Below are 25,307 nucleotides of genomic sequence, written 5' to 3'. Positions count from 1 at the left end.
CTATTCCAGCCAGGGCAGCAGTTCGCGGGAAGCAATATCGAAGACGCTCCGGTCCAGTTGCCCGGTGTGGATATAGCGGGAAATCGCTTCCCAAATGGCATACAACCAGCGGCGATAGATGAAATCTTCAGCCACCGGTGCCTTGCTGAGGTAGTGATACAGCAATTGTTCCGGCATACCGGACTCACACAGCCGGAACAGTTCATATTCCCGTGGCGCCCACAGCACAATGCCGGGATTGATCATCGCCAGCAATTGATCGCTGCGAGCATCTTTCAACATACTGCGCAATGACAGATTGCCGTGCACCAATACACATCCATCATCGAAATCGTCAAACAATTCGGGTAAACACTCACGGGAACGATAAAGTAAGGTGCGATCTTCCTGCGTTAACAGCGGGGCATTGACGTTCACCACGGTGGCCCATAGCACCTCTAACCGCTGCTGATACCAGTTGACCCAGCTATTTTCCTGAATACTGTCAACCGTACCAACACAACTGTGGCTATCAATCCGATGCCAGGCCAACACACTTTCCACGATCTGATCCATCAGTGACACCCAGCGAGCGGGGGTTCTGGGTGGTGCCTCCACCGAAACGCCGCGTAACCGTTCGATCAACAACAGTTCTTTATAAGGCGGCTGATGGGTGGTGACCAGCCCATATACGGTTGGCAAACGGACATCTCCCTCACGAGCCAGCATGGTCAGCTTGTAAGCTTCCTGTTGTGCGATACCCTGGCAGACATACCCTTTGGCAAGCAACGGAATGGCATTGCCTTCTTTATCGTACAAGGCATACAGGTTGGCATAGGGTTGTTCACTGATACATTCGAGACGACTGAGCGACTCCCCCAGTACCGTACTTAATTCCGCTTTTAACAATTCCATAAACGGCCAGACCTCTGTTGAGCAGGAGTGCTCACGCATTTATCATGCGGTCAGAAAATGACAATTTCTTCAATACAGATCAAATAAAGTGTAAAGCAGGCATCGATTAATAATAATCTGATCAGGCGCGGATGCCCGCTTACGCGGAAATAACATGAAATGCCACGATTTTTCCGCGACAAGAACATCCGCGCCGCGCTCAACGATGATGCCCACGGGCACACAGGCATTCGTCTTAAGACTTACTCACGTTCAAACGCGCCAAGGTCCGGTGCGGATCCCTTGTATGGCAATTTGACATTACCCCCCTTGTCGATCATCCAACTGCCGGATGCCAGGTGCAGACTTTTCAACTCAGGCAGACTGCCGTCGGATTCGCGGGCTGCATCCCAACCGCTGGTGGATACGCTGCGGAATTCAGCATCGGACAACACATTGCTGAAATTCCAGGCGTTATAACGCATGTTGGCACCGCTGCTATTGGACAGCGCAGTACCGCTGTGGTAGGGGTGATGGCATGTCAGGATGTGGGCATGCGGGATGGGAACCTTCTGCTATTCCCGCGAAACGGGACGCTCTTATTCAAGTCGGTGCGGTATGCCTGTTTTCACAGGCATAAAACCGACTTCACACTGAAGAATTCAACCCGCCGCCATCGCAATCCGCACGCGAGCCAAATCTTCCGGAGTATCGACACCCACGGAGGGGATTTCTTTTGCCACTGCGACATGAATTTTCTCGCCATACCACAGCACTCGCAGTTGCTCCAGCAACTCAATCTGTTCCAGTTGGCTGGGTTCCCAGCTTACATAGCGGCGGATAAAGCCAGCGCGATAGGCATAAATACCGATATGACGCAGAAAATGATCACCAATGGTTGCTTTCGATTGAGCAAACCGTTCGCGATCCCAGGGGATCGTAGCGCGAGAAAAATAGAGTGCATAGCCTTCAGCATCAGTCACCACTTTTACCGCATTGGGATTAAACGCTTCTTCGCTAGTGGTGATCGGAACCGCCAACGTTGCCATCCCGGCGACACTGGCCGCCAGGTTTTCGGCTACCTGCCGAATGATAACCGGCGGGATCATCGGCTCGTCACCTTGCACATTCACAATGATATCGTCATCTGCAAAGCCATACCGTTCAATGACTTCGGCCAGACGCTCAGTACCGGAATGGTGGTGTGGGCTGGTCAGGCACACTTCGCCCCCCGCCTGTTGGATCACCTGCTCGACATCCGGATGGTCGGTTGCCACAATCACGCGCTGAGCACCAGACTCTTGTGCCCGCTCCATCACATGCACCACCATCGGTTTACCATTGATATCCGCCAACGGCTTACCGGGTAAACGACTCGACGCAAAACGGGCCGGAATAATAGCGATAAAATTCATCGTGAAATCTCATCCTGCGACAGTTTGCGCGCCTCATGTTCCAGCAACACCGGAATACCGTCACGAACCGGATATGCCAGCCTTTCTGTTTTGCAAATTAGTTCCTGCTTCTCTTTATCAAAGACCAAGCGCCCGTTACATACCGGACAGGCAATAATTTCAAGCAAACGGTGATCCATGCTTCCTCCATAAAGAAGCTATTTATAAGTGAAGGGAAACCCAGACCCGCATCAATCTGCACGATGCTTCCCCTGCTGATAATTCGCTAGCAGTTGTTCCAGCCGGGACAATAACGCAGCGGCAGGCACCTCGGATAATACCGCGTCTACTGGCAGATACCACCAGTTCGTCTGGGCGAAATGACGACATTTGACAGCATCCTTTTCTGTCATGATCAACGGCTGTGATTGATTGTCCGTCAGAGCACTGAGGTGCTCCGGTTGATAGCTTTGGTGATCGGCAAATGCCACTTCACGGCATAGCGTGGCCCCTTTCTCACGCAAGGTGGTAAAAAAACGCGGCGGATGTCCAATCCCCGCCATCGCCACCCATGCAGGAAAATCTGTCACGCTACGTCGCTCACCACTGACCAGATTCACCGCTTCGCTCGCAGTCAGATGCATGGCAATTTCACCCGCGCTGGCTTCACCGCCATTCACAATCACGGCATCAACGGTTTTCAGCCGCCAGGCTCGTTCACGCATCGGGCCGGCGGGCAACCACCAGCCGTTACCAAACCGCCGCACACCATCTACCACTACCAGTTCCATATCCCGCGCCAGCGCGTAATGTTGCAATCCATCATCGGTGATAATCACATCCAGCGAATGCTGTGCCAGCAATGCGGCAACCGCCTCACAACGCTTGGGCGCCACCGCCACTGGCGCACCGGTACGCTGATATATCAATATTGGCTCATCCCCGGCCTGTGCCGTGGTGACAGTATCACTGACCACCAACGGATAGTGATCCACTTTGCCACCGTAGCCACGCGATACCACGCCGACCCGGTAACCCCGCCGCTGGAGTTGTTCCACCAGCCAGATAACAACGGGGGTCTTGCCATTACCACCGGCAGTCAGATTGCCCACCACCACCACCGGTAAGGGCGCGCGCCAGGCGCGACGCCATCCCAGGCGATAACTTAAGCGGATGAAACCGCTGATCAGCCCGAACAACACCGACAGCGGTATCAACAGCCAATACAGCCGCGATTGTCCCGACCAGATGCGCTCAATCATGCGCCAAACTGCATTCTATACAGCTGGGCATATGCCCCGTTACGTGACAGTAATTCAGCATGTTCGCCACGCTCAACAATCCGCCCTTCTTCCACCACCAGAATTTCATCCGCATTTTCAATGGTGGAAAGACGATGGGCAATAACCAATGCCGTACGATCTTTCTGCAATTCATCCAGTGCGGCCTGAATCGCACGCTCCGACTCGGTATCCAACGCGGAGGTCGCTTCATCCAGAACCAGAATCGGGCAATCACGCAGTAACGCACGGGCGATGGCGATACGCTGACGCTGACCACCAGACAACAGCACGCCATTCTCGCCAATGATCGTATCCAGCCCCTGCTCCATCTTGCTGATAAAATCCATCGCGTGCGCCATTTCAGCCGCACGCTCAATATCTTCACGGCTGTAGCGGTCATTACAGGCATAAGCAATATTGTTGGCGATAGTGTCGTTGAACAGATGCACATTTTGAGAAACCACCGCCACCTGGCTGCGCAGCGTAGCCAAGGTATATTCACGCAGATCATGCCCGTCCAGCATAATTTCACCGGACTGAATATCATAAAAACGGGTAATCAGGTTGGCGATAGTGGATTTACCCGAACCAGAGCGCCCGACCAGTGCCACGGTTTTTCCCGGCGGAATCTGCAAACTGATATTTTTCAACGCCAACGTTTCCTTACCCGGATAGGCAAAATCCACGTTACGGAATTCAATAGTGCCTTGAACATGTTCCAGCGTCCGCTGGCCAGTGTCTTTTTCCTGATCCAAATCCAGAATTGAGAACAGAGTCTGGCAAGCCGCCATACCACGCTGAAACTGGGAATTGACGTTAGTCAGCGATTTCAGCGGGCGCATCAGCGCAATCATGGAAGAGAACACCACGGTGATGGTACCTGCGGTGAGCGTCGCCATTACCGAAGGAAAACTGGCGGCATAGAGCACAAATGCCAACGCCAGTGACGCGATCAACTGCACGATGGGATCAGAAATGGACGCGGCGGACACCAGTTTCATGCCTTGTTGACGCATACGGTTGCTGACAATGTCAAAGCGCGCGGCCTCCACTTCTTGTCCGCCAAAAATCAATACTTCTTTATGTCCTTTAAGCATCTGTTCCGCACTGGTGGTCACCTGCCCCATGGTGTTCTGCATGTTTTTACTGATAGCGCGAAAGCGTTTGGATACCACCCGAATACAATAAGATACAACTGGGGCAATCACGATCAGAATCAGTGACAACTGCCAGCTATACCAGAACATCAGCACAAACAAGCCGATGATTGACGCGCCTTCTCTCACGACCGTAATCAGCGCGTTGGACGATGAGGAAGCTACCTGCTCAGAATCATAGGTGATACGAGATAACAGCGTACCGGTCGATTGCTGATCAAAGAAAGAAACTGGCATCCCCATGATATGGCTGAACAAGCGGCGACGCATGTTCATGACTACTTTTCCGGAAACCCAGGCGACACAGTAGCTGGAAACAAAGCCCGACACACCGCGCATGACCATCAGCCCGATAACCACCAGCGGCATCCATACCAGAATGCTACGGTCAGCTTTACCAAACCCCTCATCCAGCAGCGGTTTGAGCAGCGACAGCATCAGTGTATCGCCAGCGGCGTTGATCACCAGCGCAACGGCCGCCACAATCAACCCTGTTTTAAAAGGAGAGATCATCGGCCAGAGGCGACGAAACGTCTGCCACGTGGAGAGATCTTTATCATTCATCATGCAATAAACCTGAGCCTATTAAAGAAATAGCCGCCTATATTACTCATTATCCCGGCTACCGCCAAACCACCTGTGGAACCAACGAGGGGATATGTCCCTCCTGTAGCGTAATATTTGCCATGAATCGTTGAAAAAACGCACACTCAGTTGACCGAATGTCGCCGTGTCCGCCCACTGATATCCATAATCACGATAACGCCGCACAATCTTTGCAGCCGGCAGCCGCCACGGGCTGTAGCGTGCTGCTGAAGCCAAAATGGTCGTGGCGCCAACGGCCCGTATGAACGGTGGCGATGACGATGTGCTACTGCCATGATGCGGTACCTGCAATACTTCCGCCGCCAGCAAAGTGCGTTGGTTTTTTAATAACTCGGCTTCGGCTTCCGCCTCCAGATCACCGGTCAGCAATACCCGGTGCCTGCCATCGTCAATGCGAACGACACAGGAATCATTGTTTCCGGCAGATTGTACCCGTGTTGGCGGCCACAGTACGCTGAATGTCAATGTCTGCCAGCGCCATTGTTGCCCACGGACACAGGGTAGATGGTTATGCTGTCGCAGCGGACTATAAACCGGTATGGTGGGAAAAATACGCTGTAATGTCTGTAATCCACCGATATGATCCAGATGACTATGGCTGATAATGATTTTCTCCAGTTGTAACCCTCGCCATTTAAGATATGGCAGGATTTCCCGGCTGACCATATCCCCGCCTTCCCAGCGATTACCGGTATCATACAATATCGCCTTTCCCTGGCGCTCTATCACTACCGCCAGACCATGCCCGACATCCAGCATGTCTACCCGCCAATCAGGTGATGGCGTCTTCGGCCTGACGAGCACAAATAACAGCAGAGCGCCGATACTGACGGGATACTGTCGCCACCAGGCAAAACGCCAGATAATCACCGCCCCCCATCCAAAAGCACTGAACGCCAGAAAATCAGCCCCGCGATCCCACCAGCCATCCTGCACCATTGTCAATGGGGCAAACACCAGCGCCAGAGAACGATCTGCCAGCCACCACACACCGGCCCCGATATCCAGCACACCCGTCAACGGTAAAGCCAGCAGAATCAATGGAGTGGAAATAAACGAGACCAATGGCACCGCCCACAAATTGGCCGGCAGCGATGTCAGGCTCATGCCATGAAACAATACAATCTGTAGCGGCAACAGCAACAGCGTGATTCCCCATTGCAAATGCAGCCAACGCAGTAGAAACCAACGTTTATCGCGCTGAAAACGAATGGGTAGCGGCGCCCACTGATACCAGAAAATTAATGATGCTACCGCCAGGCAGGATAACCAGAAACTATCCGACAGAATGCTGAGCGGATCACTGAACAGAATTAAGGCGACACACCACAACCACACTTGCCAGGGAGAACAGCTGATGCCCCGCAACCGCAACAGTGTCCAGAAACTGAGCGCCAGTGCTGCTCTGACCGCTGGCGGATTACCGCCAGCCAGCGCGACATAACCCCAGGCCACCAACCAGCCAAACGTCAGCGGAAAGCGATAACCAATCCAGCGTGGGGGAAAACTGTACTGAATTGCACGGGCGATACCCCAGCCGAACAGCGCCGCCAACGCAACATGCAGCCCGGATATCACCATCAAGTGCATCGTCCCGGTATGCTGCAACAGAATACGGGTTTCATCCGCCAGCGTGGCCATCTCCCCTACCGCCAATGCCAGCAAAATAGACCGCCACGGCAGCGACGCCGTGTGTTGCTCAATCCGGGCGATCAACCGTTGGCGCAGGCTACAGTCAGCGGACATCACCTCTGCACTCAGCACCCGTCCGGTAAAGAGTTGTCGATGCGCCAGTGCCCAACGCTGACGGTCAAATCCACCTTCATTCAAGCGGCTGTGCGCTGGTCGCAAGCGCAGTCTCATCTGCCATTGTTGCCCTCCACACCAGTCGGCCATTGGCGGCATGGCATTCAACCTGACGTACAGCGGTGGAAATATCCAACGCTGATTAACCTGCCACACACGCACTTCCGGCGTCTCACTACCCGCCTTAGCGAATCGCATACTGCTGATGCTGACCTGTGCGGTCACCGGTTTGACACTGTACGCATCTATCTGCCCGAGCGTCATGCGGGCACTGTAACTACTCCAGAACACGCCAACTGCTACCAGTCCAACCACATAAAACCGTGTTCGCACCAATAGCAACAACGGTAGCAACAGCATTAGCGTTCCGGTATCGGGAATCCTGGGCAACACCAGCAGAGGCAACGTGCCGACAACCAATGTGACCGCCAGTTGATTCAATGAAATTCTGATGGTATGTCCCTTTCCCTTTGATGACCGTCCGGTGCGTCACTTCCGGTCACATTGCCATCACGCTGGCGACAATTCATTACGGTATGCAGTCTGCCAGACCGGTCATCGCCATGACAGCATCAGAAAAGAAAGCCGGAATCACTGCCGCAAATAGTCTTCTCTGTTGCATTCTGTTTCAGTACATCAGGGGGGAGTGCTGATGAGAGTATTGAGCGGCTCGCTGTCTGTGCACATCACCAGTCAGCCAAACCCGAACACTATCTAAGGTCAAATTCAAGAGGATTTATCAGGCGGCGAAGGATTATGCTTTAGCCATTATCAAAAAATCGAAGGGAATGATGCGTGGGCAAGGTCGCTTTCAGCCGTGAGTAGCGTTCTGTATGAGACAGAAACAGGCTTTGATACCCGAAATCACCACCGGATCGTCGATCACGATCGAATACACCGCCAGGGACTTCAGGCCACTTGGCGGCGGATTTGATCAGGGCTGCCGGGCAGCCCTGGTGCAGAGCGGGATTATTTTTCTTCAGCGCTCGGTTTAATTTCACCCATTTCTTTGATTTTATGTGATAACTCACGACGCTCTTTCGAAAGATCCGCGTTTTTGATGATGTACTCATCCACACGGTCTTCATAGTCACCACGCATGTTGGCGATAATGGCCTGAATATCTTCAATTGACATCCCAGGCTTGATGTACTCACTCAAGTTATCCAGCAGCAGTACACGTTTTTTGTTATCACGAATTTTCTTTTCGTTATCAACGATTTCACGCTGTAATTTGTTTTTACGACGGAACATACGCACGAACTCCAACACGTCCTGGAAACATGGTTTGTTGTTGCCCTTATCCATTTCTCTACCCTTACTTGACTCGTATTAAGATTTGTTGACCTGTACTAAACATACAGGGTAGCAGCTATCGGCGACAAGACGGTTTTTTACTGTCATCCCGGTTTATTGATCTTAAACGTCAGGTTGACACGGTTTTATGACTTTTCCTATCGCCGGTGATTACAAAATCCTCTTTATGTGGCTCTCCTTAATAGGATACGCTCTGGTACAGATTTTATCGGCGCATAACGTAAAACCGGCAGGAAAGCGCAACAGGATGAGGAATCAATGATATCCTTACTTTTTTGCATCGCACCCAACGTTGATTGAAACGCAGATATGGCTGATAAAACCCAATCCACCTTTTTCATCCACGATTATGAAACCTTCGGCATACATCCGGCAAAAGATCGTCCGGCACAGTTTGCGGGCATCCGTACCGATGAAGACTTCAATATTATTGGTGACCCTCTGGTGATTTACTGCCAGCCCGCCGACGATTACCTGCCTGAGCCGGAAGCCGTGATGATCACCGGTATTACGCCACAGACCGCACTGAGCCAGGGCGTCTGTGAAGCCGAGTTTACCCGTCAGATTCATGACGCCTTCAGCGTTCCTGGTACCTGCATTATGGGGTACAACAATATTCGTTTTGATGATGAAGTCAGCCGTAACCTTTTTTATCGTAATTTCTACGATCCCTACGCGTACAGTTGGCAAAACGGCAACTCGCGCTGGGATCTGCTGGACGTGCTGCGTGCCTGCTTCGCCCTACGTCCCGAGGGTATTATCTGGCCGGAAAATGACGATGGATTTACCAGCTTCCGGTTGGAACATCTGACTCGCGCCAACGGTATTGAACACGAACACGCGCACGATGCCATGTCCGACGTTTACGCCACCATCGCCATGGCCCGATTGCTGAAACAGGCACAGCCGAAGCTGTTTGATTACCTGTATACGCTTCGCAATAAAAATAAGGTCAGTGCGCTGATAGACGTCCCGCAAATGAAACCTTTACTGCATGTTTCCGGGATGTTCGGCTCGGCTCGGGGCAATACCAGTTGGGTAGTACCGCTGGCATGGCATCCGGATAACCGTAATGCGGTGATCATGTGCGATCTGGCCGGAGACATCACACCGCTGCTGGAACTGGAACCCGAAGAACTGCGGGCTCGACTTTATACCCGCCGTGACAAACTTGCCGAAGACCAATCCCCGGTTCCTATTAAACTGGTGCATATCAATAAATGTCCGGTACTGGCACCAGCCAACACACTCCGCCCGGAAGACGCGGCTCGGTTGGGCATTGATCGCCAGCATTGTCTGAATAACCTGCATCAATTACGTCAACACCCGCAGGTGCGGGAAAAGGTGGTCGCGTTGTATGCGGACGCCCCGGCGTTTGAAGTGGTGAACGACGTCGATATGCAACTTTATAACGGTTTTTTCGGCGATGCCGACCGTGCCGCAATGACAATTATCCGGGAAACCGCACCACAGAATCTTCCCGCACTGGATATGCAGTTTGTGGATAACCGCATGATTCCGCTATTGTTCCGCTATCGTGCTCGTAATTACCCCACAACCCTGGATGATCTGGAGCAACAACGCTGGTTGCAACATCGCCGCGAAATACTCACGCCAGAGCGATTACAGTCATACATCACTCAATTGGATGCGCTGTACCAGCTTTATGCTGGGGATGAAAAAAAGATAACGTTACTCAAGGCATTATTTACTTACGCCCAACAACTGGCAGAGTAAACACCCTGTTTTATGCGTTGTTTGTCAGGCCGACGTCCATCCAGCTGATAGTGCTCGCATTGTTTAGCGAGAATGCACCCGCAGACGTCCCCAGGCGGGTGCCGTGCAACGGGGAGAAACTGTTTCAGTTGACGACGCCTCCTCCGATGCATTCATATCCTGAATCAGGACTTCTGCCGGGATTCCCAGCCCTTCATGCAGTTTTCTTATCATCGTCAGGCTTAACGGACGTTTACGGTTAATCACTTCGGAAACCTTGGACGGTGAACCGATGTATCGCGTTAAGTCAGCCTGAGACAACCCTTGTTGATCCATGATGAGCTTGATGACCTCAATTGGATCGGGTTTTGCCAGCGGGTAATGTGCATCTTCATAGTGACCGACCAACAGACTCACTAGCTCAAATTCGTCCAGCGCTTCACTACCCGGTAATAAATCACCGTCCGCCAACATGGCGAGACGCGCCATTCCCTTTTCATAATCCTCATGCGTTCGGAATATTTTCCAGGATGCCATCATCATTATAATCTCCATTTATCGTAATCTGCGTGGGCGCCAATCCGCTCAACAATGACCGTCCCCGCGACATAAACCACCTGAACCACCAGCCGGAAAGCATTACCTTTAAGATTAAATATCACCCGGTTATGCGCCAGAAAATCTGCACGCCGATAACGCCATTTAATATCCTGAGGCGTTACCCACTCTGCACGGCTGACATCATCGTACCAAGCCTCAACCACGCCTCTGGCCTGGTTATGTTTCATGCAAAGGACATGAAGTTTGTCTCGTCCTCTTACTTTCATTGTCATCAAATTCCCTTTTTGGGAAGTATACACCTATCATTCCCAAAAAGGGAAGCATACTTACCGATAAAATTTCCTGTTATGACCCGCGATCAGTGCGACTGAATCCCGGTATGGACAACCACAAAAGGTTCGCCGATAACTTATCGAAGGGCAGTAAATATTGCCAAGAGAATGGATGACATCAGGAATACGGGTCGCAAAGATGCCTGAACATTATTGTCGTGGCACCAATATTGAATCCGTTCAAACGGATACGTTGATTAGAAAGCGAATGCCTGCCTGTGCAGGCATTCGTTACAGAACACAACGAAGCGTTTGTCACTCATGTCTCACGCAGCCAAGACACAGCGTGAGACATGGCGTTTAGTGGGTTTACGGGACGTTAAACCAACTCTTCATTACACTGTGGAACCGGCTGACGAAAGCGGCGTGTCACAACCACCAGATACAGCAGACCCACAGTGGCCCACACCAGACCCAGGGTCATGGACGTTTGTTCCAGATTGAGCCACAGTGCGCCGACAGCCAACGCCCCCAGTATTGGCAAAATCAGGTAATTGAAGGTGTCTTTCAGTGTGGCATTACGGCGTTCTCGAATATAGAACTGTGATATTACCGACAGGTTCACGAAAGTAAACGCCACCAGCGCGCCAAAATTGATTAGTGCCGTGGCCGTAACCAAATCAAAAGATACCGCCGACAGCGCAATCACCCCGACCAACAATATGTTCAATGCCGGCGTACGCCATGTCGGATGAATATAGCCAAAGAAACGCGTCGGAAAGACGCCATCACGCCCCATTACATACATCAGGCGAGACACCCCGGCGTGAGCCGCCATACCGGAAGCCAGCACCGTTACGCAGGAAAATACCAGAATGATCGACTGGAACAGTTTACCCGCCACATACAACATAATTTCCGGCTGTGAGGCATCCGGGTTTTTGAAGCGGGAAATATCCGGGAAATAGAGTTGCAGGAAGTAGGACACCACCACAAAAATGATGCCGCCAATCAGCGCCGTCAGGAAAATCGCTTTCGGGATAACCCGCCCGGCATCCGGCGTCTCCTCTGACAGAGAGCTGATACCATCAAACCCGAGGAACGAGAAACACAGAATGGTCGCACCGGTCACCATCGGCACCACATGGGCATTCTCCGACCAGAACGGTTTACGGCTGAGCAGCGTTCCTGTGCCTTCTCCATGAGACACACCGTGGATCACCAACGCAAGAAACACCAGCATAACCGCCACCTGCACCACCACAATGATGGAATTCAGGTTGGCGACAATATTGATGCCGCGCAGGTTAAACAGCGTCATCAGCCCTACCAGCGCTGCCACGAAGATCCATGACGGCACACCGGGGAAAATCGCTTCCAGATAAATTTTTGCCAGCAGAATGTTGATCATCGGCATAAACAGGTAGTCCAGCAGCGAAGACCAGCCAACCATAAAACCAATATGCGGACTGATGGCCTTTTGGGCATAAGTGTATGCTGAACCAGCGGAAGGAAAGCGGCGCACCAGTTTGCCATAGCTCAGTGCAGTAAACAGAATGCCGATCAATGCGAAAATATACGCAGTAGCAACATGTCCATCCGTTAACCCCGACACAATACCGAAAGTGTCGAAAATCGTCATGGGTTGTAAATAGGCAAGCCCCATCATGACCACTTGCCACAACGTGAGGGTTTTTCTTAATTGGATACGTTGACTGGAAACCGTTGTCTCAAGCGACATACTGCGTCCCTCCATTGCCAGCACCGGCGAGTGACGCATCATCTGATACAACCGCTGTCATCATGACAACGTCATCACGGATCTTACGGGATAAACCGGCGGGCACCGGTACAAAAACAACGACTTGCCCCATTTCTTTTTCCTCTGCGTTGCGCTATGGCATACATTTTACTGATATCTATCCGGAATGTGTTCCGGCCTCTTGCAGGAAACATGACTACAAAAAAATAACCGACGCTATCAACGTCGGTTATTTGTAGGGCGCGTATTTTGCCCCAGAGAAGTTGTGGTGACAAGACCAGGCCCGTCACGAAAGCAATTTTTAAAAATTTATGATCCTTACACCTTTTTCACATCTCAGCCGCCTGCCCTTAAGATCTGAGTTTCGATGCAACGTGCGTTCTTTATATAATGAGCCACCTGCTGACTGTTTTAATCAGAGCGTGCCATGACGTGGTAAGACTACGTCAGAGGGCGGCAAGTAACGCGTCCGATGATAGTGACAGTGGTGATGTAACGTGGCTCATGCCCTTAATCTTGTAATAAAAGGAATTATCATGACAACATTGCAAAAATCACTCGTCCTCACCTCCTTCGCTACGGTATTTTTCATACCGACTCAGGCCATAGGTCAAACGCATCAAGTTGTTCAATATCAATTATCCGCCTGTGAGCGTCAGAACGGCCAGAATGGACAGCGTAATGGGCAGAATGGGAAAAACGGTATCCCGGGAACGGATTGTTTGAACGGCGGCAATGGGGGTTCGTCAGACAATGCTCCTGGCGGTCACGGTGGCGATGGTGGAAACGATGATCAAGCGAAGGCGTAGTCAGTACCCGGTTCCCCTCATCAAACGGTCAAAACTCTCCGCGCCTGCCGCATGTCGTTTTTGCCGTGCCAGCTGCCTATTACACCCGCTGTGAGCTGGCATCGAAATAACGCGAACACACCGAAAATAATATTACTAATCAATGCATTAAATTTTAATATCTGTATTTAAGCGAGAAGACACTGTGCGCCAGCGTCGCTATTATCATTACTGGAATTTTTTACGTTTCTTGCTCTGTTCTAACTCCAGTTCAACAATCACCTGCTGAAGCTCGCGCTCCTCCAGCGACGTCAACTGCGGGAATCGGAAACTCAGACGTTGCATTTTTTTTATCTCACCTTTGTTATTCACCAGCTTGGTGGTAGCCTGTCCCACCAACTCCAGGTCCAGCGTAAACTGACCATAGTCATTCAAGTCTATTTCCGCATTTTTAATCACATCACCGGAATTGATTAGCGTGTCAATATCTTCACGCTCCGTATACAGGCAGATTCCGCCCAGCGAAAGATCTTTAACCATAAACTGGAACTGGCTTTTATCCGGCAATGTACCCCGGCAAACCATCGGCGGCCACGCTGGAGAAGTGATACGGAAGAAATTACGGCGCTGTATATAGTAGAGTTGAGACGGGATATCAGCACAAAACGCTGGCAGACCTTCATACTCCATTGTGCGTGTGATATGTGATTTGAACTCGATTTTTGCACCGGCAGGTTCAGCCAGGAAATCCAACTCGCCAGCAAACAATGCCCGGCTGTTTTCCTGTTCCAGACCACCCAAATCAAACAGAAAAATATCGTTATCAGGCTGGACATCCAGAACTTTACTGATGAACTGTCCGCGCGAATGGTACACCATTACAGTGGTATCGTTTTTCTTTAACTCCCGCAATGTCGCACAAATTGCCAGCTTGTTGCGCTTAACAAACTGCTCTTTCAAATTCTCATCCACTACATCCAGCTCCACGAATTAGTTGAATGGTAACTACCTGATAATTACTCTACATCATTCGCGTTACAGGCAGGCGGCAAACGAAGAGATCCCGATGAACTTACTCAAGTAAGTGATTCGGATGTCATTGAGCGCCGCCAACGCACATGCAACTTGAAGTATGTCGAGTATAGATTGAATGAATCACAACAGATCAATTCGTTCAATCGGTATCGGCATTTACCACATCAACTTTAGCTATCGCTGACAGAACGTCAGATAGCCGGATAGTGGGACAGTAACCAAGTCAGCGCCAACAAGTCAGCACTGCCTCCTGGGCTGAGATTGCGAACGACAAATGCCTGATTCATATCCTGTAGCGCCGCAATGCTGACTCCCTGCGCCAGCAGACGGCGAGCGGAAGACTGTACAAACGTCAGGCCTTCCATCCCACCCCGCGACACCACATTGGTATCCGGATTATGGGCCATCAACACCACCAGCGTGTGTAGCAACGCTTTTTCTTCATCCACACCCTGCTGTAACGCTTGCTGATATGCCGGTAGCGCATACTGCCGCACGGTGCCAAAACCACTGGCCGCTTCGCCTCGCGCCCCAGTCAACCCGTGACGCTGAAACAGCAGCTCCCCGGCGGTGACCGCACTACCGCCCTTCTCCAGCTCATTGTGTACCAGATCACCACACATATCCGCCACGGCCTGACATAGCCGCGCCTGAGTCTGTGGCTGACCACGGCCCGCCAGCCATCCTGCGGCGGTACACAGTAATCCGAATGCAAAAATCCCGCCTTTATGGGTGTTGACCCCGGATGTCGCCTTCAGCATCGATTGTTCGCAGGCAATTCCCACCGGGCGAGCGTAGCTGAGTAACTGCCTGAGCGGCAGGGAAGCATGATGGAAACCTGTTTCGGTAAACCGCCGGAACCAGGGTGCTACCGCCGTAATGCTTGACTGAAACAGCGGCACGTCCATATCCCGGTGTGAACCATTATTCTCGTTGTCTACCAGACCTGGTTTTGGTGTCAGCATGACTTCAACGGTTAACGCCCGGGCGACCAGACGGTCGATATCGGGTAGCCCCGCAGCGACGGGATTGCGCACAAAGGCGTTTCCCATCGGATGGCAGGAGATCGTACCGGTATCAGTGCGGGTCGAAATAGGCATGGAGCATTCCTTCAATCTGTTGGATAAGCTCGGGCAGTGGATGACGCCGCGAGCGAGCACAGGCATGTGCCGGTTCACCACACAACATACACGAACGCCCGGCATGCGCCAGCAGGGAACGACCAATAGAACCTTCCTGTGGGCAAAACACATCGAAATCCCACAACCGACCCAATGCGTGATGCTCTTCCAATGCTATCGCCGCTGCTTTTACCGACAGAGCGTCTTTCTTCACTACCCAGAACCCTTCGGCCCCGGTTTCCAACCAATGTAATTGATGTTCCAGCACACTCCAGCCCCGCGCGCGACACAGCGCATCGAAGGCACTTACCGCTTCGTGCATAGCCTGGCGGTACAGTGTCGAATCCTTCACCGGACCCGGCGTCACCAGTGTCAACGACACCAGCGTGGCGCTATAACGCACCAGCAGCTCGCGCTGCCGGGCGGCGCGGCGATCCTTCGCCGCCAACAGGTTTTCCAGTGAAACGGCGACCGATTCGGTCAACGTATCATCACTCACTCGTTATCCTCTTTTACCTGACGGACTACATCGATCACACTGCCATCACGGTAGCGAATCACCCCGACAATACGGTCGTGGAACTCAATCGCTCTCGGCTCGCCCACTAACGCGGTGGCACGCTGATACAGCGCTTCCATCGACATGACTTTAAGACCGGCCTGTTGCAGACGCTCTGCCACTTCCGGACGTGCCGGGTTAACTGCGATACCGTGATCGGTCACCAGGACATCAACACTCTCTCCCGGCGTAACACACGTCGTCACCTGACGCACCACCGTCGGAATACGGCTACGGATCAGCGGAGCGACCACGATAGTCAGGTTCGCAGCGGTAGCCACATCGCAGTGACCGCCGGATGCGCCACGCATCACACCATCCGAACCGGTAATAACGTTGACATTGAAATCGAGGTCGATTTCCAACGCACTCAGAATCACCACATCCAGTTGGTCACAGCAGGCTGCTTTACCCGTCGGGTTGGCGTAGACATTAGTGGAAATTTCCACATGCTGCGGGTTTTTCGCCAGCGACGCAGTGGCTCCAGCATCAAAACACTGCGTATCCAACAGGGTCTCAATCAGCCCTTTCTCATGCAGATCGACAATACTGCCGGTGATGCCGCCCAAGGCGAAACGCGCCACAATATTCTGCTTCTGCATGCGATCTTCCAGAAAACGGGTGCACGCGGTAGCGGCTGCGCCAGAACCAGTCTGGATAGAGAAACCTGATTTGAAGTAGCCGGAGTGTTCAATCACATCAGCGGCACTACGGGCAATTAACAGTTCACGCGGGTTACTGGTAACACGGGCCGCGCCGACGCTGATTTTGGCCGGGTCACCGACTTCATCCACCGGAACGATGTAATCTACCTGATCCTGCACAATGCTGGCAGGCATGTTCGGGAATGGCACCAGACTTTCCGTCAACAGCACCACTTTGTGGGCAAATTCGGCATCCACCATGGCATATCCCAGCGAACCACAGCGAGATTTACCGACCGTGCCGTTGGCGTTACCGAATTCATCACTGCACGGTACTCCCAGGAACGCCAGATCGATCTTCAGTTCACCGCTCTGTAGCAGATGCACACGACCACCGTGGGAATGAATCTGTACCGGTTCTTTCATCAGGCCGTGAGAAATGGCATCGGCCAGTTTGCCACGCATCCCGGACGTGAAAATACGGGTTACCACACCATTGCGGATGTGCTCAATCAGCGGGGCATTGCAGCTCATCAGGGAGCTAGAGGCCAGCGTCAGGTTTTTGAACCCCATCTGTGCCAACGTATCCATCACCCGGTTGATGACTTTGTCACCTTCACGGAAATGGTGGTGGAACGACACTGTCATGCCATCTTTCAGCCCGCTTTCACGAATAGCGTCCTCCAGAGAGGCGCATAGCTTACGCTCATGTTTCTGCGTGATATCGTTCAGCCAGGGCGTGTGGTGATTGGCGCTGACGAACGGTTCTAAATGGGTTTTTTCCGGGTACTGCTTCTGCAGCGCTTCAATAAAGTTACTCATGATCTTATCCTGTCATTGCTGATGACCCGCCGGTTAGGTACTCAGTCCATACCGGGCCGGTCAGTGCATAAAACGGTCTGTACAGAAAAATGGGCGACGCTTATTTACGAACGCCAGAAGCCTTAACACGTTCAACTACCGTTCTGGCGTGGTTGATAATCGGGCCATCGATCATTTTTCCGTTGAGTGAAATCACGCCTAACCCGGCACGTTCGCCCTCTTCTGCCGCCTTAATCACCAGGTGCGCGTAATCCACCTCGTCCTGCGTCGGGGCATACGCATTGTGCAGCAATTCGATCTGGCGGGGGTTAATCAGGGATTTACCGTTAAAGCCCAGCCGGCGGATCAAGTCCACCTCACGCAGGAAACCTTCATCATCGTTGACGTTGGAATACACCACGTCAAAAGCGTCAATACCGGCGACACGGGCAGCATGCAGCACCGCGCAGCGGGCATAGAACAATTCGGTGCCGTCGCCGCGTTCGGTCTGCATATCCATCACATAGTCAAAAGCCGCCAGCGCGATACCAATCATGCGCTCGGATGAACGGGCAATGGACACGGCATTGACGACGCCGATTGCCGACTCAATCGCCGCCATAATGCGGGTAGAACCGACTTCACGACCGCACGCCTTTTCAATGCGTACCAGATGCTGTTCCAGCTCGTCCACGTCATCAGTGGAATCGGTTTTCGGCAGGCGAATGACATCAGCGCCACCACGTACTGCGGCTTCCAGGTCTTTCAGACCAAACGGCGTGCAGAGCTGGTTAATGCGCACTACCGTTTCAATTTCACGGTACATCGGGTGTTGTAGCGCATGAAATACCAGCAGACGCGCGGTATCTTTTTCCCGCAGGGACACGGCGTCTTCCAGGTCAAACATGATGGAATCGGGCTTGTAGATAAACGCGTTGGACAACATGGCGGCATTGGCGCCTGGGAGGAATAACATACTGCGGCGAAGTTTTTTCATGATAATTTCTCCCAGTCAATCTGCTCTTCATCAGCGCCGCGTAATACTGCACTCTGCACACGGGCGCGGATAACACAATCCAGCGCGCCCTTGTCATCGACAATAATGGTGCCTTCCTGTACGCCCAGCGCTTGCAGGGTCTCGTTGATGACCGCTTTAATCTGGTGACCAAACTGTTTGATGACTTCACTGTTGACGACGACCGTCAACTGCCCTTCAGCTGGTGCGACCTTCACCAGCAAATCGCTGGATTCAAAGGTGCCCGCCAGGGCTTCCTTAATAATTTTCATCTCTTTTTCCTGCTCAATACTATTAAATGTGCATCACGCGCAGGCGGGTTCGCCATAACGCTGTAGCTGTAAATACTGAAAAGTGGTCGCGGGGACAATATCCTGAATAGAATCAAACTGACGCAGTTTTAACAGCTTGCGCACCTCGGACGCGGAAATCGCCCGTCCGGCTTCACACTTGCGTTCAATTTCAATCACTTTCAGAGCCGGGGCATTGACTAACTGCGACTGTTCCAGCCAATAATGCATGTCCTGGTTATACTGATGGGTGACCGGACAGAATGGCTCAGTCCCGACAAAGCGTTGGTTAATACCGAGAGCCGGCGCGATATATTGCCGGAAAATGATCAGATCCAGCGCGGAGTGCGCCTGGGTGATCAATTTTTCTTCTTTCAGGAAATAACCGGGGAAAGTGGCCTTGGAGATCATATATTCTGACCCGATATGCACCGTCAGATTTCGGATGTGGGCCACGCCCTGTCTCACCATATCCAGGCGTTCGGTAAACGGGAAAAAGGAGACATCTTCCCGCACCACAAAGATGTGTAGCCAATCGCAGGCCGCGGCCGCCTGCTCCGCCAAATAGCAGTGCCCCAGGGTAAACGGATTGGCATTCATCACGATGGCGCCAATGTTATCACCCGGTTGTCTCTGTTTGGTCAGTGTCTGGCAATACTGTTTGATGCCGATGGGCGTGTTTTCCATCAATACAGCGGCATTATCATACTGAGCCAGCGGGTAGAATCCGCAGCCACGGAAAATATTGATATTATCGGGTTTGGTATACAAAAACAGGTGAAACCGGCCACGCAACGCGGCCTGTTGCACCACTTCATTCACCACCTGAACACCCAGGTTGAGGTCACGAAAAGCGGGATCGACCGCAACACATTTAATGGTGTTAGCCGCCAGTCCGGCACAGGCGACCAGTTGGCCATCATGCCTGCCCACCACAAAGGTCTCAATGTCATTATCCATCCCCAGTTGGCAATGGGCCAGAAACTGACGCACAACCACGACATCCTGCGTATGGACGCCCACCTCAAGGGTGGTAAAAACAAGAGCCTCATCGGCATACATAACAGTAATCCTGCATATAGCTAAAGTAATTCAACATAAACGCTGACAGACGTCTTCGGGTCATCCCGAAGACTGATCCTCAGTGAGCCAGCGCAGCGGCGGGCATCGCTTTTGCCGGCCGGCTGGCTTCGGCGATGGTGTTACGTAAATGACCGACATTTTCAATCTCAACTTCGATGCAATCACCCGGTTTCATAAACAGCGGTGGCGTGCGTTTTTTACCTACGCCGCCAGGTGAACCGGTAATGATCACATCACCCGCGCTCAGGGCAGTGAAAGTGCTGATGTATTCAATCAGTTCGGCAATGGTATGGATCATGCTGCGGGTGTTGTCGTCCTGTACCATACGCCCATTCAGATAGGTGCGAATGGCCAACGCGTGCGGATCAGGGATTTCGTCACGGGTAGTCAGATACGGCCCGAATGCGCCGGTTTTCTGCCAATTCTTGCCAGCGGTAAACCAGCTGTGCTGCCAGTCACGAGCGGAGCCATCCATATAGCAGCTATAACCGGCGACGTGAGACAACGCCTCTGCACGGGAAATGTTCTGGCCATCTTTGCCAATCACAACGGCCAGTTCACCTTCATAATCAAATTCATTGGAGAAGGTTGGTTTGAGTACGTCGGTACCGTGGCCGGTCTGTGAATCGGCAAAGCGGACAAACAGGGTCGGTGCCGGGTTCAGTTCATTGAACTCTTTACGTTTTTCGGCATAGTTCATCCCGACGCACAAGATTTTGGACGGTGTCACAATCACGGGTAAGAAGGTAACGTCCGACACTGACACATCCGGTGTGGCATGGATAAATTCAGCCGCCTCGTGCAGGGCGTCACCCGCCAGCAGCGCTTTCAAATCTGCATAGCGCTGACCGAGTTTGCTGCCCAGGTCGATTAAGCCAGCCGGGGTGTAAATCCCGTAACTGTTTTTGCCGTTATAGCGATAGCTTGCAAGTTTCATAATAATTCCCGGTTAAAATGAAACTGCGGTGATTTGCAGTTTCATCTTTTTACTTAACAAAACATCAGACCAAAAAGTTGCCCAGAATCAGTAGTGCCAGAGAGACATTGATAGCCCCGCCGATACGAGTGGCAATCTGTGCGAAAGGCATCAGCACCATACGATTACCGGAAGTCAGGATAGCAACGTCGCCGGTACCACCCTGTCCACTCTGACAACAGGAGACAATGGCAACATCAATCGGGTGCATACCAATTTTTTTACCAACAAAGAAGCCGGTAGCGACCAGAGCGCCCACAGTGGAAACGATAACCAGTAGATTGGAAATGGTGAACGCATTCACCAACTCCTGCCATGGCGTAATCGCCACACCCACCGCGAACAGAATCGGGTATGTCACTGACGTCTGGAAAAATTTATAAACGACCTGTGAGCCTTCCTGAATACGCGGAGAGGCACCGTGAGCCAATTTGATCAATACCGCGATAAACAACATGCCCACTGGCGCCGGCAGACCGATCAGTTTGTTACCCAGCATACCTACCATGTACAGCAGTACCGCCAGCAGAGCGCCGGTAGCTATGGTAGTCACATCGGTTTTACCACTGGTTAACGCCGTCAAAGACGTGGGAATACTGCCTGTTGCATTACCTTTGTTCGGCATCAGTTCGCCTTCACCGGTCAGGTGCGGATAACGTTTACCCAACTGATTCAAACACCCGGCGATGATGATAGCGGTCAGACTACCCAACATCACGATAGGCAGAATACGGCCCAAGGCGACACCTTGTTCCATATGCAGCAAGGTGGCATACCCCATCGACAGCGGAATGGCGCCTTCACCCACCCCACCAGCCATGATCGGCAACACCAGGAAGAAAAAGATATGGAACGGATTCATACCCAACGCCATACCGACGCCCATGCCCACCAGCATACCGACCACTTCGCCACACACCATGGGGAAGAAAATACGCAGGAAACCCTGAATCAAGGTCTGCCGGTTCATGCTCATGATGCTGCCGACGATAATGCAGCAGATGTAGAGATACAGAATGTGGGTGGATTTATAGAACTGGGTAGTAGACTGAACAATGGTGTCCGGTAACAGGCCGTAATGCACCATTGCAGAAGGAATAAAGGTAGCGCAGATCGCTGCTGCCCCCATTTTACCCACGATAGGTAACCGTTTACCGAACTCGCCGCAGGCAAAACCAAAAAACGCCAGTGTTGCAACCATCACGACGATGTCGCTAGGCAGTTTCCCATTCAGACAATCAATTCCGATTAACGCACCAGCTAATAAAAATAGCGGTACCGGAATAATACCTACTTTATAGGTATCCAGAATGTGCCACCATTTTTCTTTTAATGATAATGAAACCTTTGCCGAGGCCTCATCTTTCACAACAATATACGAATCATCAGTGGTACTCATAACCTTCTCCCCTTGTTATTTTCCTGGGCATAGTAGGAGGTCAATAGCTATTATTATGTGATAATCATCAAATTAAAAAACGAGTTTTAATGGCACTTATGGTTTTTATGGTTTTTATTAAAAAGTCATTTAAAAACAATGTATTAATAAAACAAAATTCATACAGAAACTTTAAAAACTTTATGGTTTTTATGGTGTTAATTAAGCGTTTTATAATAATTTATTTTTATGTTGTGAAAAGGTAATTAACTTGTTTATCAAGACGGTTAATTTGGTCTAAATGTTACTAATAATAAATAACAAAAAAACACATGATTTAAAACTTTATCGCGTAGCGGCTCACAAGATTATATTCACCTCCCCTTCTTCTACTCCATTCATGATAAATTATCCACTCCAGCACAGATTGATTTGACGGCTTTTTAACGACGATGAAATACAGACTCACTTTCCATATCAAGTTGTTCATTTACTTGATTATTTTCTTCTCGGTACTGTTATTGATGGTAGGTGGCTACTACTATTACTCGGTGGACAAACAACTTTATACCGAGTTAGGTAATCGTGCCCAGGTGCAGGCACGGGAGATCGCCATCATTCCGTCGCTAATTGACGCCGTAAAAAAACGGGATATTGCCGCCATCCACACGCTGGGTAATAAGCTAAAACAGCGCAGTGACGCCAGCTTTATCGTTATCGGCGATCAGCACGCCATACACCTGTACCATTCCGAAGATCCCGCGGCGCTGGGTAAAAAAATGGTCGGCGGAGACAATAAGGATGTGCTGGCGGGGAAAAGCATTATTTCATTGCGACGTGGTGGTATCGGCATTTCTTTGCGCAGCAAGGCGCCGATCATGGATGGAAACACCGTGATTGGTATTGTTTCCGTGGGTTACCTGAAAAGCCACATTGATAACCTGACACTCGGTAAAGTCGGCCACGTTCTGTTAGTCATTCTGTCCTTGCTGCTAGCGCTGTTCTGTTTTTCCTGGTGGTTCTCACGCAATCTGAAAAAACAGATGTTCGGGCTGGAGCCTCTGGAGATCCGCCTGCTGGTCCGGCAGCAAAAAGCGCTGTTGGAGTCCATTTACGAGGGCGTGATCGCCATTGATAAACAACATCGTATTGCCGTGATTAACCACGCAGCCAAAGAGTTGCTGGGGCTGGACGGGCCATCTTACAAATTGCGTGGCAAACCGATTGAAGAAGTGATTAAATCCGTTCCCTTTTTTGCCAATGAGGACATGTGGGTGACGGATACGCACGACGAAATCTGTCGTTTCAACCATATTACGGTGATTGCCAGCCGGGTACGTATCATGCTGAAAGATGAGCTACAGGGTTGGGTCATCAGTTTCCGTGACAAAAACGACATCCACAGTCTCAGTCTGCAATTGAGCCAGGTAAAGCGCTACGCCAACAGTCTGCGTATTTTGCGCCATGAACAACTCAACTGGACGGCCACGCTAGCCGGATTATTACATCTGAAACGCTATGATGAAGCGGTGCAATATATTGAAGCGCAATCAGAAAGCGCCCAGGTGGTACTGGATTTCGTTTCGCGTTGTTTCTGTTCCCCCGCGCTCTGTGGTCTGCTACTGGGGAAATATGCCAGCGCGCATGAAAAAGGCATCGAACTACTGTTTGACCCACGCTGTCAGTTGAATGGAATTCCCGCCGCACTCAATGAAACCGAACTCATGTCGATTATCGGCAATTTGATCGATAATGCAGTGGAGGCCACACTAACCTGCCAGGAAGCCCATTATCCTGTTGAAGTTTACATTCATGACGGTGAGCAGGAACTGGTGATTGAAATTGCTGATCAGGGAGCAGGTATTGACCCAAATATCGCCGAACGGATATTTGAAATGGGTGTCACCAGTAAGTTGGAAGGCGATCATGGATTGGGCCTGCATCTGGTAGCCAGTTATGTTAATCAGGCTCACGGGGTGATTGAGGTTTCCGCCAACCAACCGCACGGAGCAATTTTTTCCATTTTTATTCCCAAAAATTCTTCCTTTAATCAACCTACAGAGACTCACAGGGATTCAGAGCACCATGCCTATTGATAATTTCAACGTCTTGATCGTTGAAGATGAAAACAAGCTGGCGACTATCCAGGCTGAATTTATCGAAAAAAACTTTAACATGCGGGTGGTCGGCATTGCCGCCACCTTATCCGAAGCAAAACGGTTGTTACAACTGTACAAGCCACGATTGATTTTGCTGGATAATTATCTGCCGGATGGTGAAGGTGTATCACTCATTGAAAGCGAATTGCTGAAAGGCATGAACTGCTCGGTTATTTTTATCACCGCCGCCAGTGATATGAACACCTGCGCGCAGGCTATCCGCTGCGGAGCGTTTGATTACATCATCAAACCTGTCTCTTACCCGCGTCTGCGTTCGTCGTTAGAGCGTTTTATCCAGTTTGTGAAAACCCAGCACACTTACAAAATCGTCGACCAGCAAAATGTGGATGTGCTTTATCAGCTTCAGGCGTCGACCGTACCAAATGGCCCCGGCAGCAAAGGCATTGAGGAAAATACCCTGAATCTGATTCAGCAGATCTTCCTCAATGAGTCGGAAACGCTATTCTCCGTTGATGATGTGGTCGATAAAACCGGACTGAGTAAAACCACTGCCCGCCGTTATCTCGAATTTTGCGTGGAAAACCAGTTTCTGGAAATCGAAATGCGCTATGGGAAAATCGGTCATCCACGGCGACTGTACCGCAAGAAAAACACGGATTGAACGGTTTTTTCTCGCCGTGCGATACCTGCAAACGTATCGGAACCCTGCGTGGTAAAACCTGAACCCACGCAGGAAATAACATCATCAAG

General features: G+C 51.2%; 25 protein-coding genes and 1 pseudogene. 4 read left to right on the top strand and 22 right to left on the bottom strand.

Going from position 1 to position 25,307, the window contains the following annotated elements:
- The 9 genes and pseudogenes from PCO85_09450 to PCO85_09410 form a co-directional block, all read right to left on the bottom strand.
- Positions 1-894 carry a YcbJ family phosphotransferase gene (locus PCO85_09450; protein WJV55583.1) on the bottom strand — a complete coding sequence of 298 codons (894 nt, stop codon included), beginning with the start codon at positions 892-894 and terminating at the stop codon, positions 1-3.
- 242 nt (positions 895-1,136) lie between these two features.
- A pseudogene (locus PCO85_09445) lies at positions 1,137-1,382 on the bottom strand (pectate lyase).
- A 153-nt stretch (positions 1,383-1,535) separates the two neighbouring features.
- The gene (gene kdsB, locus PCO85_09440; GenBank protein WJV55582.1) at positions 1,536-2,288 is read right to left on the bottom strand and encodes a 3-deoxy-manno-octulosonate cytidylyltransferase; all 753 of its coding nucleotides are present in this window, start codon (positions 2,286-2,288) and stop codon (positions 1,536-1,538) included.
- Positions 2,285-2,467: a Trm112 family protein gene (locus PCO85_09435; GenBank protein WJV55581.1), complete on the bottom strand. Its 183-nt coding sequence runs from the start codon at positions 2,465-2,467 to the stop codon at positions 2,285-2,287. Before PCO85_09435 ends, kdsB begins: the two co-directional genes overlap by 4 nt.
- Positions 2,468-2,518: 51 nt before the next feature.
- The gene (gene lpxK / locus PCO85_09430; GenBank protein WJV55580.1) at positions 2,519-3,529 is read right to left on the bottom strand and encodes a tetraacyldisaccharide 4'-kinase; all 1,011 of its coding nucleotides are present in this window, start codon (positions 3,527-3,529) and stop codon (positions 2,519-2,521) included.
- Entirely contained in the window at positions 3,526-5,274 is a 1,749-nt protein-coding gene (gene msbA / locus PCO85_09425) for a lipid A ABC transporter ATP-binding protein/permease MsbA (protein WJV55579.1), read from the bottom strand. The genes lpxK and msbA overlap by 4 nt, the downstream gene beginning before the upstream one ends.
- Before the next feature lie 39 nt (positions 5,275-5,313).
- Positions 5,314-7,566 carry a ComEC family protein gene (locus PCO85_09420; protein ID WJV56047.1) on the bottom strand — a complete coding sequence of 751 codons (2,253 nt, stop codon included), beginning with the start codon at positions 7,564-7,566 and terminating at the stop codon, positions 5,314-5,316.
- A 314-nt stretch (positions 7,567-7,880) separates the two neighbouring features.
- Positions 7,881-8,120 carry a hypothetical protein gene (locus tag PCO85_09415; protein WJV55578.1) on the bottom strand — a complete coding sequence of 80 codons (240 nt, stop codon included), beginning with the start codon at positions 8,118-8,120 and terminating at the stop codon, positions 7,881-7,883.
- Positions 8,089-8,427, bottom strand: coding sequence for a DUF496 family protein (locus tag PCO85_09410; protein ID WJV55577.1), 339 nt, complete (start codon positions 8,425-8,427; stop codon positions 8,089-8,091). Before PCO85_09410 ends, PCO85_09415 begins: the two co-directional genes overlap by 32 nt.
- A 318-nt stretch (positions 8,428-8,745) precedes the next feature.
- Here PCO85_09410 and sbcB point away from each other — a divergent pair, with 318 nt between their 5' ends.
- Positions 8,746-10,173 carry an exodeoxyribonuclease I gene (gene sbcB, locus PCO85_09405; GenBank protein WJV55576.1) on the top strand — a complete coding sequence of 476 codons (1,428 nt, stop codon included), beginning with the start codon at positions 8,746-8,748 and terminating at the stop codon, positions 10,171-10,173.
- Between the two features lie 63 nt (positions 10,174-10,236).
- Here the strand turns inward: sbcB and PCO85_09400 are convergent, their stop codons facing one another.
- The 4 genes from PCO85_09400 to PCO85_09385 form a co-directional block, all read right to left on the bottom strand.
- A complete protein-coding gene (locus tag PCO85_09400) occupies positions 10,237-10,695 on the bottom strand; it encodes a helix-turn-helix domain-containing protein (GenBank protein ID WJV55575.1) in 459 nt (152 codons plus the stop codon).
- A complete protein-coding gene (locus PCO85_09395; protein WJV55574.1) occupies positions 10,695-10,985 on the bottom strand; it encodes a type II toxin-antitoxin system HigB family toxin in 291 nt (96 codons plus the stop codon). Before PCO85_09395 ends, PCO85_09400 begins: the two co-directional genes overlap by 1 nt.
- A 379-nt stretch (positions 10,986-11,364) precedes the next feature.
- The gene (locus PCO85_09390) at positions 11,365-12,726 is read right to left on the bottom strand and encodes an APC family permease (protein ID WJV55573.1); all 1,362 of its coding nucleotides are present in this window, start codon (positions 12,724-12,726) and stop codon (positions 11,365-11,367) included.
- On the bottom strand, positions 12,716-12,859 hold the full coding sequence (locus PCO85_09385) for a hypothetical protein (protein ID WJV55572.1): 144 nt from the start codon (positions 12,857-12,859) through the stop codon (positions 12,716-12,718). Before PCO85_09385 ends, PCO85_09390 begins: the two co-directional genes overlap by 11 nt.
- Positions 12,860-13,283: 424 nt before the next feature.
- Here PCO85_09385 and PCO85_09380 point away from each other — a divergent pair, with 424 nt between their 5' ends.
- A complete protein-coding gene (locus tag PCO85_09380; protein ID WJV55571.1) occupies positions 13,284-13,556 on the top strand; it encodes a hypothetical protein in 273 nt (90 codons plus the stop codon).
- A 207-nt stretch (positions 13,557-13,763) separates the two neighbouring features.
- On the opposite strand, the gene PCO85_09375 is transcribed toward PCO85_09380, so the two are convergent.
- The 9 genes from PCO85_09375 to PCO85_09335 form a co-directional block, all read right to left on the bottom strand.
- Positions 13,764-14,507 carry a flagellar brake protein gene (locus PCO85_09375; GenBank protein WJV55570.1) on the bottom strand — a complete coding sequence of 248 codons (744 nt, stop codon included), beginning with the start codon at positions 14,505-14,507 and terminating at the stop codon, positions 13,764-13,766.
- 254 nt (positions 14,508-14,761) lie between these two features.
- Positions 14,762-15,622, bottom strand: a complete 861-nt coding sequence (gene citG, locus PCO85_09370) for a triphosphoribosyl-dephospho-CoA synthase CitG (GenBank protein WJV56046.1) — start codon at positions 15,620-15,622, stop codon at positions 14,762-14,764.
- A 25-nt stretch (positions 15,623-15,647) separates the two neighbouring features.
- Positions 15,648-16,175, bottom strand: coding sequence for a citrate lyase holo-[acyl-carrier protein] synthase (gene citX / locus PCO85_09365; protein WJV56045.1), 528 nt, complete (start codon positions 16,173-16,175; stop codon positions 15,648-15,650).
- An 11-nt stretch (positions 16,176-16,186) separates the two neighbouring features.
- On the bottom strand, positions 16,187-17,716 hold the full coding sequence (gene citF / locus PCO85_09360; protein ID WJV55569.1) for a citrate lyase subunit alpha: 1,530 nt from the start codon (positions 17,714-17,716) through the stop codon (positions 16,187-16,189).
- A gap of 100 nt (positions 17,717-17,816) precedes the next feature.
- Complete coding sequence (gene citE / locus PCO85_09355) at positions 17,817-18,692, bottom strand: citrate (pro-3S)-lyase subunit beta (protein ID WJV55568.1); 876 nt, start codon at positions 18,690-18,692, stop codon at positions 17,817-17,819.
- Positions 18,689-18,982 (bottom strand): citrate lyase acyl carrier protein, encoded by a 294-nt coding sequence (gene citD / locus PCO85_09350; GenBank protein ID WJV55567.1) that lies wholly within the window; start codon positions 18,980-18,982, stop codon positions 18,689-18,691. Before citD ends, citE begins: the two co-directional genes overlap by 4 nt.
- A 33-nt stretch (positions 18,983-19,015) precedes the next feature.
- Positions 19,016-20,062 carry a [citrate (pro-3S)-lyase] ligase gene (citC, locus tag PCO85_09345; GenBank protein WJV55566.1) on the bottom strand — a complete coding sequence of 349 codons (1,047 nt, stop codon included), beginning with the start codon at positions 20,060-20,062 and terminating at the stop codon, positions 19,016-19,018.
- A gap of 79 nt (positions 20,063-20,141) precedes the next feature.
- Positions 20,142-21,020: a fumarylacetoacetate hydrolase family protein gene (locus PCO85_09340; protein ID WJV55565.1), complete on the bottom strand. Its 879-nt coding sequence runs from the start codon at positions 21,018-21,020 to the stop codon at positions 20,142-20,144.
- Positions 21,021-21,084: 64 nt separating this feature from the next.
- Positions 21,085-22,458, bottom strand: coding sequence for a 2-hydroxycarboxylate transporter family protein (locus PCO85_09335; protein WJV55564.1), 1,374 nt, complete (start codon positions 22,456-22,458; stop codon positions 21,085-21,087).
- A gap of 431 nt (positions 22,459-22,889) precedes the next feature.
- Here PCO85_09335 and PCO85_09330 point away from each other — a divergent pair, with 431 nt between their 5' ends.
- Both PCO85_09330 and PCO85_09325 read left to right on the top strand, forming a co-directional pair.
- Positions 22,890-24,533 (top strand): sensor histidine kinase, encoded by a 1,644-nt coding sequence (locus PCO85_09330; protein WJV55563.1) that lies wholly within the window; start codon positions 22,890-22,892, stop codon positions 24,531-24,533.
- Positions 24,523-25,218 (top strand): response regulator, encoded by a 696-nt coding sequence (locus PCO85_09325; protein WJV55562.1) that lies wholly within the window; start codon positions 24,523-24,525, stop codon positions 25,216-25,218. The genes PCO85_09330 and PCO85_09325 overlap by 11 nt, the downstream gene beginning before the upstream one ends.
- Positions 25,219-25,307 lie beyond the last annotated feature (89 nt).

This window comes from Prodigiosinella aquatilis, assembly GCA_030388725.1.
Taxonomy (GTDB): Bacteria; Pseudomonadota; Gammaproteobacteria; order Enterobacterales; family Enterobacteriaceae; genus Prodigiosinella; species Prodigiosinella aquatilis.
Note: the sequence above shows the minus strand (reverse complement) of the source record. Positions and strands in the feature narration are given on the sequence as shown.

What these genes read in the sequence shown, in the direction of transcription:
- PCO85_09335 (WJV55564.1), bottom strand. Translation starts at nt 22,458, where the DNA reads ATGAGTACCACTGATGATTCGTATATTGTTGTGAAAGATGAGGCCTCG.
- citE (WJV55568.1), bottom strand. Translation starts at nt 18,692, where the DNA reads ATGAAAAAACTTCGCCGCAGTATGTTATTCCTCCCAGGCGCCAATGCC.
- PCO85_09325 (WJV55562.1), top strand. Translation starts at nt 24,523, where the DNA reads ATGCCTATTGATAATTTCAACGTCTTGATCGTTGAAGATGAAAACAAG.
- PCO85_09435 (WJV55581.1), bottom strand. Translation starts at nt 2,467, where the DNA reads ATGGATCACCGTTTGCTTGAAATTATTGCCTGTCCGGTATGTAACGGG.
- PCO85_09390 (WJV55573.1), bottom strand. Translation starts at nt 12,726, where the DNA reads ATGTCGCTTGAGACAACGGTTTCCAGTCAACGTATCCAATTAAGAAAA.
- lpxK (WJV55580.1), bottom strand. Translation starts at nt 3,529, where the DNA reads ATGATTGAGCGCATCTGGTCGGGACAATCGCGGCTGTATTGGCTGTTG.
- PCO85_09450 (WJV55583.1), bottom strand. Translation starts at nt 894, where the DNA reads ATGGAATTGTTAAAAGCGGAATTAAGTACGGTACTGGGGGAGTCGCTC.
- msbA (WJV55579.1), bottom strand. Translation starts at nt 5,274, where the DNA reads ATGATGAATGATAAAGATCTCTCCACGTGGCAGACGTTTCGTCGCCTC.
- citF (WJV55569.1), bottom strand. Translation starts at nt 17,716, where the DNA reads ATGAGTAACTTTATTGAAGCGCTGCAGAAGCAGTACCCGGAAAAAACC.
- PCO85_09340 (WJV55565.1), bottom strand. Translation starts at nt 21,020, where the DNA reads ATGAAACTTGCAAGCTATCGCTATAACGGCAAAAACAGTTACGGGATT.
- PCO85_09385 (WJV55572.1), bottom strand. Translation starts at nt 12,859, where the DNA reads ATGGGGCAAGTCGTTGTTTTTGTACCGGTGCCCGCCGGTTTATCCCGT.
- PCO85_09395 (WJV55574.1), bottom strand. Translation starts at nt 10,985, where the DNA reads ATGACAATGAAAGTAAGAGGACGAGACAAACTTCATGTCCTTTGCATG.
- PCO85_09410 (WJV55577.1), bottom strand. Translation starts at nt 8,427, where the DNA reads ATGGATAAGGGCAACAACAAACCATGTTTCCAGGACGTGTTGGAGTTC.
- citD (WJV55567.1), bottom strand. Translation starts at nt 18,982, where the DNA reads ATGAAAATTATTAAGGAAGCCCTGGCGGGCACCTTTGAATCCAGCGAT.
- kdsB (WJV55582.1), bottom strand. Translation starts at nt 2,288, where the DNA reads ATGAATTTTATCGCTATTATTCCGGCCCGTTTTGCGTCGAGTCGTTTA.
- PCO85_09330 (WJV55563.1), top strand. Translation starts at nt 22,890, where the DNA reads ATGAAATACAGACTCACTTTCCATATCAAGTTGTTCATTTACTTGATT.
- citC (WJV55566.1), bottom strand. Translation starts at nt 20,062, where the DNA reads ATGTATGCCGATGAGGCTCTTGTTTTTACCACCCTTGAGGTGGGCGTC.
- citG (WJV56046.1), bottom strand. Translation starts at nt 15,622, where the DNA reads ATGGGAAACGCCTTTGTGCGCAATCCCGTCGCTGCGGGGCTACCCGAT.
- sbcB (WJV55576.1), top strand. Translation starts at nt 8,746, where the DNA reads ATGGCTGATAAAACCCAATCCACCTTTTTCATCCACGATTATGAAACC.
- PCO85_09400 (WJV55575.1), bottom strand. Translation starts at nt 10,695, where the DNA reads ATGATGATGGCATCCTGGAAAATATTCCGAACGCATGAGGATTATGAA.
- PCO85_09380 (WJV55571.1), top strand. Translation starts at nt 13,284, where the DNA reads ATGACAACATTGCAAAAATCACTCGTCCTCACCTCCTTCGCTACGGTA.